The sequence below is a fragment of the Levilactobacillus suantsaii genome (genome assembly GCF_014069315.1).
In the GTDB taxonomy this organism is placed as follows: Bacteria; Bacillota; Bacilli; order Lactobacillales; family Lactobacillaceae; genus Levilactobacillus; species Levilactobacillus suantsaii.
In genome coordinates, this window is the sequence record NZ_CP059603.1 from 200,184 (window position 1) to 213,806 (window position 13,623).

At 48.6% G+C, this 13,623-nt stretch carries 10 protein-coding genes; 1 reads left to right on the plus strand and 9 read right to left on the minus strand.

All coding sequences use genetic code 11. From position 1 onward, the window contains the following. Positions 1–363: 363 nt before the first annotated feature. The 7 genes from H3M12_RS00985 to H3M12_RS01015 all read right to left on the minus strand — a co-directional run bounded on the left by H3M12_RS00985 (position 364) and on the right by H3M12_RS01015 (position 9,895). A complete protein-coding gene (locus tag H3M12_RS00985; RefSeq protein ID WP_129032442.1) occupies positions 364–1,884 on the minus strand; it encodes an ABC transporter permease/substrate-binding protein in 1,521 nt (506 codons plus the stop codon). Further along, positions 1,877–2,827 carry an ABC transporter ATP-binding protein gene (locus H3M12_RS00990; RefSeq protein ID WP_129032441.1) on the minus strand — a complete coding sequence of 317 codons (951 nt, stop codon included), beginning with the start codon at positions 2,825–2,827 and terminating at the stop codon, positions 1,877–1,879. Before H3M12_RS00990 ends, H3M12_RS00985 begins: the two co-directional genes overlap by 8 nt. Positions 2,828–3,034: 207 nt before the next feature. Then, complete coding sequence (gene yicI / locus H3M12_RS00995) at positions 3,035–5,323, minus strand: alpha-xylosidase (RefSeq protein ID WP_129032440.1); 2,289 nt, start codon at positions 5,321–5,323, stop codon at positions 3,035–3,037. Positions 5,324–5,341: 18 nt separating this feature from the next. After that, entirely contained in the window at positions 5,342–6,712 is a 1,371-nt protein-coding gene (locus tag H3M12_RS01000) for an MFS transporter (protein WP_225423512.1), read from the minus strand. Between the two features lie 464 nt (positions 6,713–7,176). Beyond that, complete coding sequence (locus H3M12_RS01005; RefSeq protein WP_129032438.1) at positions 7,177–8,523, minus strand: amino acid permease; 1,347 nt, start codon at positions 8,521–8,523, stop codon at positions 7,177–7,179. A gap of 141 nt (positions 8,524–8,664) precedes the next feature. Beyond that, complete coding sequence (locus H3M12_RS01010) at positions 8,665–9,162, minus strand: glutathione peroxidase (protein WP_129032437.1); 498 nt, start codon at positions 9,160–9,162, stop codon at positions 8,665–8,667. A 178-nt stretch (positions 9,163–9,340) separates the two neighbouring features. Then, entirely contained in the window at positions 9,341–9,895 is a 555-nt protein-coding gene (locus H3M12_RS01015) for an SdpI family protein (protein WP_170954964.1), read from the minus strand. A 359-nt stretch (positions 9,896–10,254) separates the two neighbouring features. Between H3M12_RS01015 and H3M12_RS01020 the strand changes: the two genes are divergently transcribed. After that, complete coding sequence (locus H3M12_RS01020; RefSeq protein WP_129032435.1) at positions 10,255–10,683, plus strand: hypothetical protein; 429 nt, start codon at positions 10,255–10,257, stop codon at positions 10,681–10,683. A 56-nt stretch (positions 10,684–10,739) separates the two neighbouring features. On the opposite strand, the gene H3M12_RS01025 is transcribed toward H3M12_RS01020, so the two are convergent. Beyond that, a complete protein-coding gene (locus H3M12_RS01025) occupies positions 10,740–12,116 on the minus strand; it encodes a type II restriction enzyme (protein WP_233449196.1) in 1,377 nt (458 codons plus the stop codon). 311 nt (positions 12,117–12,427) lie between these two features. Beyond that, entirely contained in the window at positions 12,428–13,453 is a 1,026-nt protein-coding gene (locus H3M12_RS01030) for a DNA adenine methylase (protein WP_182150798.1), read from the minus strand. Positions 13,454–13,623: the final 170 nt, after the last annotated feature.

A 13,623-nucleotide genomic window follows, 5' to 3' on the forward strand; every position in this document is an offset into this window, starting at 1 on the left:
GCTATTATATGAACTAATCATTTATAATATCCGTAAATTCATTATAACTAAATTAATTATTACCGTCTACTAAACTGGCTTAAAAACATTCTGCATAAAATCAAGTTCTATGCTCAACCAAAATCCCAATATGCTGGGGATTAAATCGTTGATAAGCCCTGACTAGAATTAATCATTTTATCCTAATTTATCGATAAGTAACAGCTAAGAAAAATGCCTAAACCCCGCAGTTTTCCCACACCTTTAAGGTTTAGTCTAACTAATATTTAGCGGGTTTTACTGGCCTCAAACCGCAAAAAAACGGGTCTAGACAATTTGTCTAGACCCGCAAGCCCACTTAGACTAATCGATTTGATTGTAGTCTTACTTAACTAACAGTCCGTGCTTAATCAGGTAATTCCGGGCAACGGTGGCTGCTTTCTGGTGCTGGAAGGTGACCTGGTAGTTCATCTTCTGCATGTCCTTGTCCGTGATTTTCCCCTTCAGCTTGTTCAACGACCGTTTTAGGCCGGGATGCTGCTTCAGGGTTTTATTCCGGACCAACGGCGCACCTTGATATGGTGGGAAGAACTTCCGGTTATCCTTTAGTGCGACCAAATGGTACTTCTGAATCTGCGGATCGGTAGTATAGCCGTCGACCAAGTTGACTTCGCCAGACGCAATCGCCTTATAGCGCAAGCTCGACTGCATGGAGCTGACCTTGCCGAACTTCAGGTTGTACGCCTTGCGAACACCCGGATAGCCATCCTTTTGCTGGTAGAAGTCCAAATCAAAGCCAGCCTTGACCTTATTTTGGACGGCCTTCAAATCATCGATGGTCTTGAGGTGGTACTTCTTAGCGAAGGCCTTAGAAACCACTAACGCGTACCCGTTTTGATAGTGCATCGGGGACAGGTAATCCAGGTTATCTTGTTGCTTCAACAGGGTCTTGCCCTGCCGATAAATCTTTTGCGGGTCATGGCCGTAATTTTTGACCTTGACCAAAGACTCCATCACGGTCCCCGTGAATTCCGGATAAATATCGATCTGGCCAGCCTTGAGGGCCTTATACAGGAAGGTAGTGGTCCCGAAGTTTCGTTTCAAAACGACCTTTTGTCGCGGATGATCCTGTTGAATCAGGTCCTTGTACATGTTGATCAGGATTTCCGGTTCACTGCCCAGTTTCCCAGCGATGGTAATCGTAGGCGCCGGACGGCTAATCACCGCGTACGCGCCCCAGCCGGCAAATAGCACCAGAATCGCGGCGAAAATGTAGATGATTTTACGAAACGACAACTTACCCAACCACTGAATCAACGCGGAGAAAATCAAAGCCAATACGGCGGAAAGAATCGCCCCGATCAGTAGCAGGGAATTGTCATTATTTTGAATCCCTAACAGGATGTAGGTTCCTAATCCCCCGGCCCCAATCAAGGCGGCCAAGGTGGCGGTCCCAATGATCATGACCATGGCAATCCGCAATCCGGATACAATCAACGGCATCGCCAGCGGCAATTCAATGCGCGTCAACCGGTGGAAGCGTGACAATCCAAAGGCGCTAGCCGCTTCCTCCAGGCTGGGGTCAATGGTGGTAAAACCGGTATAAGTATTTTGAAAAATCGGCATCACCGCGTAAACCACTAACGCGATAATGGCTGGTAACGTCCCGATACCGACGAAGGGAATCAAAAATCCCAATAACGCCAGACTCGGAATCGTTTGCATGACGCCGGTGATCTGCAAGACCACCCCGGCCACTCGCCGGTAGCGCCGTAAGTAAATGGCCAACGGAATCGCAATGACCGCCGCAATCAGCAGTGAAATCAGCGAAATACTCAGGTGTTGGCCCAAAGCACTTAAAATATCTTGATGTTGGGTGCGTAAAACGCGAAGTAAATCAGTCAAGAGCCTCCTCCTTATTCTCGATAAAGTCTAGGACATCTGCCAACTTAAGCTGATACCACGCGTCGTGATAGGCCACGCTAATTGCTGGTTGTTGCCGCAACGTGCGGACAGCATCGCTCAGCTCCGTCTCAAAGGCCATCTTAGGCGTGTCAGTCGTGGTCACTCGGTGGCCGTAGCCCTGAATGATGACCTTGCCCACGGTCGCTGTCTGGGTCTCTTGCTCGTTCTTAAAGAAGTTGGCCACAAACGCATTGGCCGGATTGTTCAAGATTTCCTCTTGGGTGCCGACCTGCTGGATGACCCCGTCCTGCAAAACCGCGATGCGTGACCCTAACCGGAGGGCCTCACGCATATCGTGAGTCACAAAGACGATGGTCAGGTTATTCGTCGCCTTGGCGTGGAGATCTAACACGATGTCTTGGAGTTGCTTGCGGGACAGCGGGTCCAACGCACTAAAGGCCTCATCCATCAAAATGATGTTGGGGTTAGTCGCTAGCGCCCGAATGATGCCGATACGTTGTTGCTCCCCACCCGACAATTCGTCGGGCATCCGCCCGGCGTAACTGTCCGGGTCGAGGCCCACCTGGGTCAATAAGTCACGCGCCCGGGCCACCCGTTTCTCCTTGGGCACCTTGAGCTCCTCAAGCTGGATACCGATGTTTTCTTGAATCGTGAGGTTGGGAAATAGCGCGATGTTTTGGAGCACGTACCCCATCCCCAATCGCAATTGACGCAGATCGGTAGTCTGCACGTTTTGACCGTCGATTTCGATGTCTCCCGAAGTCTGTTGGATCAATTGGTTGATCATCTTGACCGACGTCGTTTTACCACTCCCACTAGGCCCGACCAGCACGAACAGTTCACCCGAATTAATGGTCAGATTCAGGTCCTTGATGACGTCCGTGTCGCCGTAGGTCTTGGTGATGTGTTTAAATTCAATCATAGCTAACCTCCCAAAATAAAGTCATTACGGCCAAAATGGCTACCAGGAGTACTATCCCCCAGCACAATTAACACTCCCCATGATACCGCAGTTCACTGGTTTTCACTGGCCAGACGCTTAGCGGTTTCATCGACCAACCACAAAAAAGCCCCGGCAACCCCACAAGGGATTACCGGAGCTCAATAATGTTATTTTAAACGGAAAGTCTTACAGTGAAACCTTCGCTTGGCCGTTATCCAAAGTGGCTTTGACCACGTTGGTGCCGTCGTGAACGTAAACCGTAATGTCACCGCTCAAGCCAGTCGTCTTCACGGACACTTCATTGCCCTTGCGTTTTGCTTGAACCTTTGCGACATCTTTCCCACGGTTATCAACGACGCTGGTCTCAACTTGACCCTCGTCGATTTGATACAGGTGAATGTCAACATCCTTGGTGTAGTCGTATTGGGCGTGTTCCGCCTTTTCGTTCCGCACAATGATGGAATTTTCACGGACTAAGACTGGTAAGTCTAATTCGTCAAAGTTCTCGTTGACCCATTCCCCAGTTTCAGGGGCATCGTAGACCTTACCGTCTAAGATGCTGGTCCACTTGCCACCTGGTAAGTAGAAGTGTGCATCGCCCTTGTCGTTGAAGATTGGGGCAACCAGGATGTTCGGCCCAAACATGTACTGGGTCGCAATGTCGTAAACATTAGGATCCTGACCAAATTCAAGGAACATGGCCCGCATCAATGGGTTCCCGTAAGCAGCGCCGTGAGCCGCTTCTGTGTACAGGTATGGCATCAAGGACAGCTTCAAGTTGACATACTTACGGGTGTTCTCAACGGCTTCGTCATCGAAGTTCCACGGAACCCGGTAGACATCACTGCCGTGGTACCGACTGTGCGAGGACAGTAACCCAAATTGGGTCCAGCGCTTGTACAAGTCAGCAGTTGGCGTATCTGGTCCGTCTTCGAACCCACCGATATCGTGGCTCCAGAACCCAAAGCCAGAGAGCAGGAAGGACAAGCCACCACGCAACGTATCACGCATGGAACGGTAGTTGGATAAGTTGTCGCCGCCCCAGTGAACCGGGTAGGATTGCGAACCAGCCGTAGCGGAACGCGCAAAGACAACGGCTTCGTCTTCGCCTTTTTCTTGTTGGATGGTTTCGAAGACAGCCCGGTTGTATTGCAACGTGTAGTAGTTATGTTCTTGTTGTGGGTTGGATCCGTCAAAGAACTTCACGTCGTCAACTGGAATCCGTTCACCGAAGTCGGTCTTGAAGCAATCGACACCCATGTCTAACAAGGCCTTCAGCTTAGATTGATACCACTTCACAGCGTCCGGGTTCGTGAAATCAACGAACCCGTTGCCAGCCTGCCAGAGGTCCCATTGCCAAACGTCGCCGTTTTGGCGCTTGACCAGGTAGCCTTGATCCTTGGCTTCCTTGAACAATGGTGACTTTTGCGCCACGTAAGGGTTGAGCCAAACACAAACTTTGACGCCCCGGTCGTGGATCTTCTTGATCAAGCCCTCTGGATCTGGGAATTCATCCTTGTCCCAAGCCAGGTTGCACCATTCGAAGCCCTTTTGCCAGAAGCAGTCGAAGTGGAAGACGTCTAGCGGAATATGACGTTCTTGCATACCGTCGATAAACTTCAGCACCGTTTCTTCACTGTAATCAGTGGTGAAGGACGTGGTCAACCAGAGACCGAATGACCATTCTGGTGGCAACTTGATGGCCCCAGTTAACTCGGTGTAACGGTGTAAGACTTCCTTAGGCGTTGGGCCGTAGATGACGTAGTACTGTAGGGATTGGCCTTCAGTACTGAATTGGACCCGGTCCACGTTTTCGGAAGCGACTTCGAAGGACACCCGTTGTGGTTCGTCAACGAAGACCCCGTAGCCATTACTACTCATGTAGAATGGGATGTTCTTGTAGGTCTGTTCACTCCCGGTCCCGGCATCTTGGTTCCAGGTGTAGATGGTTTGGCCGTTCTTGACGAAGTTGGCAAACCGTTCACCTAACCCATAGATCTTTTCGTCAATGTCCATGTTGAGTTGTTCGCGCATGTAGTTGACCTTGGTGTCGTGGTTCCAAATCGTGGCTTGCGCCTTGGTTTCGGATTCCGTGACGACCTTGCCGTTCGCGGTGAACTTCATGTCAAAGGCCGTCCGTAATGGCAATTCGACCTTCAAGTCGCCGCTTTGGAGACTGGCCACTTTGTCGTCAACGTTGATGTCGACGTCCGGGTCAGTATTGTTGATCTTGAATTTTGGTCCGTGATCGTTGCTGTCAAAATGTTCTAGTTTAACCCCGATAACGTTTTCAACTGGAGACGTCAACGTTAACGTCGTCGCCCCAATGTTGAGTTCATCGCCTCGAGAATGGATCCGCTTGTAAGGGGCAAAAGCCTTGAGGACCTTGCCGTCTTGGTGCGCATCAAACGTTTCCTGAGGAGAATTGATATCGTACTCTTCACGATTTAACCAATAGCCATTCGTAAACTTCACTGTGTAACATCCTTTCTATTAGTTATTTCCAGCATCTTTAGCCGCTGCGTTTTCACGAGCATGCTTTGCGTCCAAGTCCGCCAACATCTTTGGTTCGATCTTGTCGACCTTGTAGAACAACAAGGCAATCGCGGATAACCCGAAACCAATGATTGGAACCCAAACATAGTTCATTTCAATGGCCCGTAAGGCTTCAGCGGTCTGAACATGGTTAGCCACGTAACCACCGGCGGAGAGAATGATCCCGGTGACGGCACCACCAATGCCCATCCCAAACTTCGCGGAGAAGCTTGAGAAGGAGGTGACGATTCCTTCGGCCCGGACACCGTTCTTCCATTCACCATAGTCCACAGAATCGGCTAACATCACGGCGATTAACCCGGAAACAAATCCAGTTCCTAAGTAACCGACGATGGTCCCAATCGTGATGGTTGGCACGTTTAAGGCTTTGGACCCACCCCACAAGATTAATTGACCTAAAATGGCCAAAATCATGCCGAGGAGCATCGTGTTCCGCTTCCCAATTTTCTTGGAAGTCCACGGCGTAACGACAACCGCAGCCAAGGCAACCAACTGTAAACTCAAAATGAATGAGGCTAACGTAGCGTCATGCATGTTGTACTTGAAGAAGTAGACCGTTACTTGTGACCGGGTCTGCATCCCTAACCAGTAGATGAAGTTGATGAAGATCACGATCACCCATGGCCAGTTCTTCTTCAAAGCCTTCAGCGACGTTAAGATTGGAATACTCTTTTTAGATTGCACCGTTTGGACCCGTTCTTTCGTGTTCGCAAACACAACGAAGAAGATGATCATGGCGATGACGGCCATGATCAAAGCGACCATGAACCAGCCATGAGCCGAGGTGGTGCTGCCCTTACCAAAGAACGCAACCATCGGCAACGCAATCGCGGAAATGATGGTGGCCCCTAAGGTCCCCATGAATTGCCGGATGGTTGACAAGGTGACCCGTTCTTGCGGGTTACTGGTCAAGCTTGGCAAAATCGACGTAATCGGGATATTCACCGCTGAATACAGGATGTCGACCCCAATATAAGTGACGTAAGCCCAGACAATCTTCATGCCCATGCTCATATCCGGTGCACTGAAGCACAGGACACTGAACACGGCAAATGGGATGGAGAACCAGAGCCAATACGGCCGGCTCTTGCCCCACCGCGTGTGGGTATGGTCAATCATGATCCCCCAGAAAGGACCATCGAACGCATCAACAATTCGGGCGACCAGAAACAACGTTCCGACAGCTGCGGCGCCAATGCCAAAGACGTCGGTGTAAAAGAACATAAGGTACGTACTGATTAACGAAAAGGACAAGTTGCAGGCAAAGTCGGATAATGAATAGCTAAAACGCTCCGTCCACGGAACCATGTTTTTCCGTCGCGCCGAAGATTCCGCGTTAGCGTTGTCTTCTGGACCTGATGCATCAACACGCATAATACTAGCCTTCTTTCTCAAAATAGAAACACCTGAATGATTTAACGAACGGGATGATCACTTCCTTAGTTGGTTTGTTGTTAGAAACAACCAATTTATGTAAGTAACGGCCACGTTCAAGTTTACGTAACCGCTTACAAATGTAAGTATAGCATCATCTTTCATTTATGGAAGCCCTTTCTTTGCGAATGTTTCGGTAAAATCGCAAATTTACTTACCGATCTAAACCATTGCTGAAAGGGCCGATAAACGGCGGCATGCCGAGAATGTTATCCCCTGGGCATTTGCAACACTTCCCCCCGCGTGCGGTCCGTCCCAGCCAACACAAAAGCCTTGTAAGCTCTAACGAGTTTACAAGGCTTGGTGCCCCCTTTCAGGGGTTAACGATTTACATGTTTTCAGTCCGCCTGTTCGCGGCGAATAAACGACTCAACGATTAACAGGCCAACCAGCCAAATCACGGAGCCAATGACCGCCCAGCGGTTAACTGGGTCGAAGCATAAAATGATAGTCACGGCCAAAAAGAACGCCAACGTGGCCCAACTCGACCACGGGAACAACGGCATCTTAAACGGATTGAGCCGGTTGTCGGTGGTCCGCCGGTAAATCAGATGGCAAACCAAGAGCGAACACCACACGATGATGAAGTTGGTGGTTGCCACGTTGGAAATCAACGTGAACACGGTGCTGGGAATCACGTAGTTCAACACCACGATGATCAGCAAGATCAATGACGAAAAAATCAGTGAATTCGACGGCACGCTGTAACGGTTGATCTGCCCCATCCACTTGGGGGCGTTGCGGTTGTGCGCCAAGGTGAATAGCGTCCGGCTGGTACTGAAGATGGCACTGTTGCAGGCCGATAACGCCGCGGTCAGGACCACGAAGTTGATGATGCTGGCCGCCGCCTTGATGCCCACGTCGCTAAAGACTTGCACGAACGGCGACTGACTCGCCGACAGTTGGTTCCAGGGGTAAATCGCCATGATAACGAACAAGGCGCCGACGTAGAAGACCGAGATTCGAATCGGTAAACTGTTAATGGCGCGCGGCAATTCCGTGGTGGGGTTCTCCGCCTCACCCGCCGTGATGCCAACCATTTCGATCCCGGTAAACGCAAAGATGACCAACGAAAACGACATCAGAAAGCCACCAATCCCCTTGGGGAAGAAGCCACCGTAGTTGACCAGGTTGGTCACGGTGACCGCGTGGCCGCCGACATTGGCCGATGACCCTAGCAGAACCAATCCGGTTAGGATAAGGGCCACGATGGCGACCACCTTGATCATCGAGAACCAGTATTCCAATTCCCCGAAGACACTGACCGATAATAGGTTGAAGGCCAGCAACAACACGATGATGATCAACGGCGTCACCCACTGGGGCAACCACGGTAACCAATAACGAATGTAAATCCCACTCGCGGTCAAATCGGCCATGGCCAAACTTATCCAGCACAGCCAGTAGGTCCACCCAATCGCAAACTCAAATTTTTTACCCAGGTATTGTTGAATAAATTCCAAAAATGAATGAAGGTTCGTGTTCGATAACAGAAGTTCCCCAAGCGCCCGCATCATCAGGTAACAGAAGAATCCCCCGATAGCGTAAGCTAGTAAGATTGAAGGCCCCGCTTGGCGAATCGCCGTCCCGGACCCCAGAAACAGTCCCGTTCCGATGGCCCCACCCAGGGCAATCATCTGAACATGGCGGCGTTTTAGTTTACGTTCCAGATGCTGATTTTCCATATATCCTCAACTTTCTTTTTTCGATATAAGTGTTCCATCACGTTTCGAGCGGCATCGCGCGGTGGCCCACCAATCAGCACGGCCCCAAACAAAAAAATACCATCAGAAACGTAACGTTCCCAATGATATCATTTTTTACGGTTATTGTGCGGATTTTGCTGTCGATGGTTCAGCACGTAACGCCGCCACGATGGCCGCTTCGAACTTCTCCGGCGTGGTGGTTGGGGCATAACGGCTAATCAACTGCCCGTCGCGCCCAATCAAAAATTTCGTAAAATTCCACTTAATTCGACCGTGCCCCGCAGTGGCCTTCAGATAGGTAAAGAGTGGGTCCTCGTCGTTACCGTTGACCCGCACCTTGCGCGTCATGGGAAAGGTCACCCCATAGTGCATCTGACAAAAGTCGTTCGTTGCTGCGTCGGAGTCGAGCTCTTGGTGAAACTGGTTCGACGGTAACCCCAAGACCTCTAGCCCCTGGTCATGATACCGCTTGTACAGGTCCTCAATCCCGGTTAGCTGGGGCGCTAACCCACATTTGCTGGCCGTGTTGACGATGAGGAGCACCTTGCCCTTGTAATCGGCAAAGTTGATTGGTTGCCCGCTCATTTCGGTTTCTTGAAAATCATAGATAGTTGCCATGACGTCGCATCCCTTTCTGGTATAAAATATTTAATTGTTCACAACTCTATAATACACTTCCGATTGATTAACCGGTAATGATTTGTGGGGTCAAGCTGGGCAATGTGTGGTCATGGGTGGGAAAATAATCCTCCCAATCGTCGCAAAAAGCCCCGGTAACTAGGACCGGGGCCTGCTGTTAATGCGTCAACCAATACGAGTAGCCCCCCACGGTCACGACCAGTAGTCCGGTACCCACCACTAACATCAGGAGGGACGCTCCCACCAGATTGGCTAGGAGCAGCACACCACCGAAGGGCACCATGAAGCGCGCCGCCAACAAATTCGTCTTGTGCCAGATCAACGGCGACGTCATGGTCCAGGGAACTCGGACGCCGACCCAACCGTTGCGCGGCACGTAAGGGAGCGGCAGACCAACGACGGAGAACAGCAGCGCCGGTCCCCCACCCAACCCCGTCCGAAACGCCTGGGGAAAACTTAGGAGAAGTAACGCGTACAGGCCAAAGAAGAGGCCCAAGTCCACCGTCAATTGAGCGACGTGTTGGGTGAGCAAGACCCGTTCTCCCAAGAAGGTCAACGCCAAGAGCCCCAGATACGCGACCATCGCGGCAATCACCCAGATGATCGAAAGCCGGTGATATGCTAACTGCGACCAATAGATTCCCATCAACAACAGGCTGTCGAGGACCAAAATCAGTAAGCGTCCCCCGCGGCTCACTCCGTTAATTAACATGCTTCTCATCTCGCTTTGGGTGACTATCGTACCGCCTTTGGGGAGTGATGGCGGGAATCGTGCTTGGACGGGGATGCGATTGGTAAGGTGACTTGGCGGGGATGGGTGGAGCACATATTAATGGGTGGGTAAGTCAAAGTCATGAGTCTATTTTGTTACTCGCTTAAAACCTATCCAAGCCAGATAAATCATATGCTGGTGTTAACGTTGAACACCTCTTACTTGCTTCCCGATTCCGGCGTGCTAGACTGTAGCCAGACAAGCAGAGTTTCTTTTATATTGAGCTATCTACTTATCGTTTAGTTGTTTATTTGAGGCTGGTATTTCATAAAACTTCTTATTAGGAGCCGAGCTAAACCATGAAAAAGTCAGTTACCGTAGCCGTCATCGTTACCTCTTTATTGACCGGTACGCTATGGAATGACAGTAATGCCATTAATCTCCTGCCAACAACGACTGCTCAGGCCGCGACCATCAGGTATCATGGCCACAAATATCATTCGAAGTACTCCATTCGCCAGATGCGTAAAAAATACCATTTGAAGTATAAACAAAGGAAGTTACGTATCTCCAAGAAGGAAACGGATCACATTGTTTGGAACCAATTCTTTGGTATTCAGAAGAATCCCACGATTCGCCGTGAAATTAAGATGCCAATGTTTAAAAAGCTACACGGGACATATGCCGCGTTCTTATCGGAATATGTGGAGGCCGCGTTCAACAGTAAAATTGCCTTTGTGAATCTGAAGACCGGGAAACTGGTGATGAGTCACTCCGGGTGGAATTAACCCTAAACGCGACAACTTAAAAGGAGAACAACTAATTTTAGCCGCTCTCCTTTTAACTACGACCTATCAAAAACCTGCATCTGCGCCAAGACCTGCTTGCACATCGATTTCACACTAGAAATTCGCCTTGGCAAGGTTGACTTTGTTATTCGGCTTCTAGCCGGAACGTTCTGCATCTCCTGCTGGATAACTTGGATTAAGTAATCGTTAGTCACTTTCTGCTGGTTCAAAAGACGGTGTAACGTCTCCCGTGAACTTAAATGTTGTGCCATTGCGTAAATGAGTATGCGGTTACGCTGATTCAAGTTTGCTTCTCTCAGATTACGACCGGCAGTTGTCACCACTGGTCGCCCCGTTTTCGCTTCTCGGTCCACAAAGCCTAAGTATCCCAGCCAATTAAGATAATAATTGTACTGGCGGCGATCGTACTTAAAGGCGTCCACAAAAGCTTCCGCGCCTACTCGCGGTACGCTCTCATCATTGATGGTCGTGTACGATGCCGGTCCATCTAACAGCTCCAAATAATCCAACGCAATTTGTAAATTATTGGCCTGCGGAAAACTAATGATAGCGCCATTAGAATAACGCGGATAATCTTGCTGGACCGAAATCTCTTCGATAAAGTCCTGAATATCCGCCACACTTTTCAAAGGTGTGGCTTGTCGCTTGGGGCCTTCAATGGTAAACACATGCGTCGGATCATCTGGCAGGCTAAATTTATACTGGCGTTGTAACTTGATTGAATTCATATCCATCAAATCGGTAAATTTATAAATCGTGAAAATATAGATGTCTTTCGTCTTTACGAAGTAACCCGCGTAAACGTCCTTACGTTGCTGCAGTTTGGTCATAATCTGTTCAATCAATAGCCGCGGAATAAATAACTGCCGGATATTAAAGTCTTTAGGAAATTTCATCTTGCTTTCAATAATTAAGATAGATTCTTCGGACTCGTAGACACCATCAATTTCCGCCTGCCAGGTTTCGATATCAAATGTGATAGGTTGCTTATCCAGCACATTCTGAACGTTAAATTTAATGTTGCGAATGTTATTTTTACCACTCAATGTGCTCACAACCATCCGATTAGCCGGGTTTAAATCATGAAAGACGTAAGCCAACATCCCCGTTACTTCAGCAACTGTCTGAGCATTAGGTTCCGTGGTGACGTGATTAAAATCCAAACTCGCAATTTTAAAGGGACTAGCCATGGGAATGACCGGCACATCTTCATTCTTCAATTGATGGTACATTTGAAACGGTGCAATTCGGTAAGTGTTCCCTCCTAGCGGCATAATCTGCAGGCGATAACCCTTAAAGATATTCGGTAAATCGGCCGAAAAATCAAACTTTAAAATATTTCGATTATCCGGAATCGACACCCCAGCATGGTCCCGTTGCCAAAGCTGAATAACCTCATTATTGCGCATCATTTAATCCGTCTTAATGTCGTAATACCCGTGCGTTTCAATTTCATTAACAATGTCATATTTCTTAACAAGATTTCCCAAGCATAACTGGGCTTGTTATTGCGTTTGTTATACGACTCCAATGCATAGTGTAATTTAAACTTTTTCCCCACCTCTATGGCCCCCTCAAGTTAAACCGACTTTTTCTACTATTAGATTACCATGTCCGTTGCCCAACAAACAGGTTTAATTTGGCCAAACTCGTGATGCACAAAAAAGGCTTAAGACTGGCCATAATTAAACAGCCACGACTTAAGTCTGCTTTAAAAGCATTGTTAATAATTAGTGATAATAACCTCAACAACGTTGCCCCGCTTAGACCCAACTGAATTGATAGCTCGGCGTGCTTGGACATGGTGCACGGTCACTCCCGGAATGGTCCCGTACAAGTCTTGAATTAATGGCACATCTGAATTAGACAGCATTACTTTCACGCCTCGACTCGTCAGGTCCACAAACGTATCTCGTAATTCAGTCTGTTGTTGTAAGCCAAAGCCATCCTTCGTATACGACGTAAACGACGATGATAACGTCACTGGAATATACGGTGGATCAAAATAAACCAAATCACCCTCACTAGCTGTGACTATGGCCTGCCGATAATCGCCGCACAGAATTTGAACATCATTATTTGCTAAATAATCCGCTGCTAATAGAATGCGTTCATCACAGATTTTAGGGTTCTTATACCGGCCATAAGGCACGTTATTCTGTCCTCGCTGGTTGACCCGCCAGAGACCGTTGAAACCCGTTTTATTCATATAAATAAAGCGAGCGGCTCGCTCTACCGGAGACATCTTTTCTAATCGGCCATCCCGGTCGGCACTTCGTAAATCCAAGTAGTAGTCTTTACTATTTTTGGCCTGATGAACCTGTAAAATTTCCAACAGCGTTTTGGGCGACTCTTGGACAACTTGCCAAGTGTTCACCAATTCCGGATTGAAATCATTAATTACCGCTCGTTTAGGCGCTAAATTCAGGAAAAAGGCCCCCCCGCCAATAAACGGTTCGTAGTAACGGTTAAACGTCGTTGGCATTAACGAGTTCAAGCTGTGGAGTAATTGGCGCTTACCCCCTACCCATTTAATAAATGGGGATAGTGGATCGGAAATATCCAAAAGTGTAATCAAATGCTCCACTCCTACTCCAATTTCTTTAGCCGTGGCAATTAAAACCGCCACCGACCAAGTTTCCAAGGGACGCTTATACGCGGATTGTAACGTCGTATAAGGAATTGCTTGGTGCGCCGCAATGGTCTTCGCCGAGGTATTATGTTCAATTAATAACTCTGGAATCTTCATGTCTTCACCTCGTCAATAAATACGATATATCGTATTATACAACCAGGCAGTTGTTTTGACTAAGGATATTTCCGAAAAAACGTCATCTTTTTCTGCCTCACGCTTAAATTCTACTGAAAAGAGTTAAGTCAGCTTAATTTAGTCCCTAGCAACTAGAATGTTTGACAACC

Excerpts from the sequence above, each read along its gene's own strand:
- H3M12_RS00990 (WP_129032441.1), bottom strand. The coding sequence starts at position 2,827 with ATGATTGAATTTAAACACATCACCAAGACCTACGGCGACACGGACGTC.
- H3M12_RS01030 (WP_182150798.1), bottom strand. The coding sequence starts at position 13,453 with ATGAAGATTCCAGAGTTATTAATTGAACATAATACCTCGGCGAAGACC.
- H3M12_RS01020 (WP_129032435.1), top strand. The coding sequence starts at position 10,255 with ATGAAAAAGTCAGTTACCGTAGCCGTCATCGTTACCTCTTTATTGACC.
- H3M12_RS01005 (WP_129032438.1), bottom strand. The coding sequence starts at position 8,523 with ATGGAAAATCAGCATCTGGAACGTAAACTAAAACGCCGCCATGTTCAG.
- H3M12_RS01015 (WP_170954964.1), bottom strand. The coding sequence starts at position 9,895 with ATGTTAATTAACGGAGTGAGCCGCGGGGGACGCTTACTGATTTTGGTC.
- H3M12_RS01000 (WP_225423512.1), bottom strand. The coding sequence starts at position 6,712 with ATGGTTCCGTGGACGGAGCGTTTTAGCTATTCATTATCCGACTTTGCC.
- H3M12_RS01010 (WP_129032437.1), bottom strand. The coding sequence starts at position 9,162 with ATGGCAACTATCTATGATTTTCAAGAAACCGAAATGAGCGGGCAACCA.
- H3M12_RS01025 (WP_233449196.1), bottom strand. The coding sequence starts at position 12,116 with ATGATGCGCAATAATGAGGTTATTCAGCTTTGGCAACGGGACCATGCT.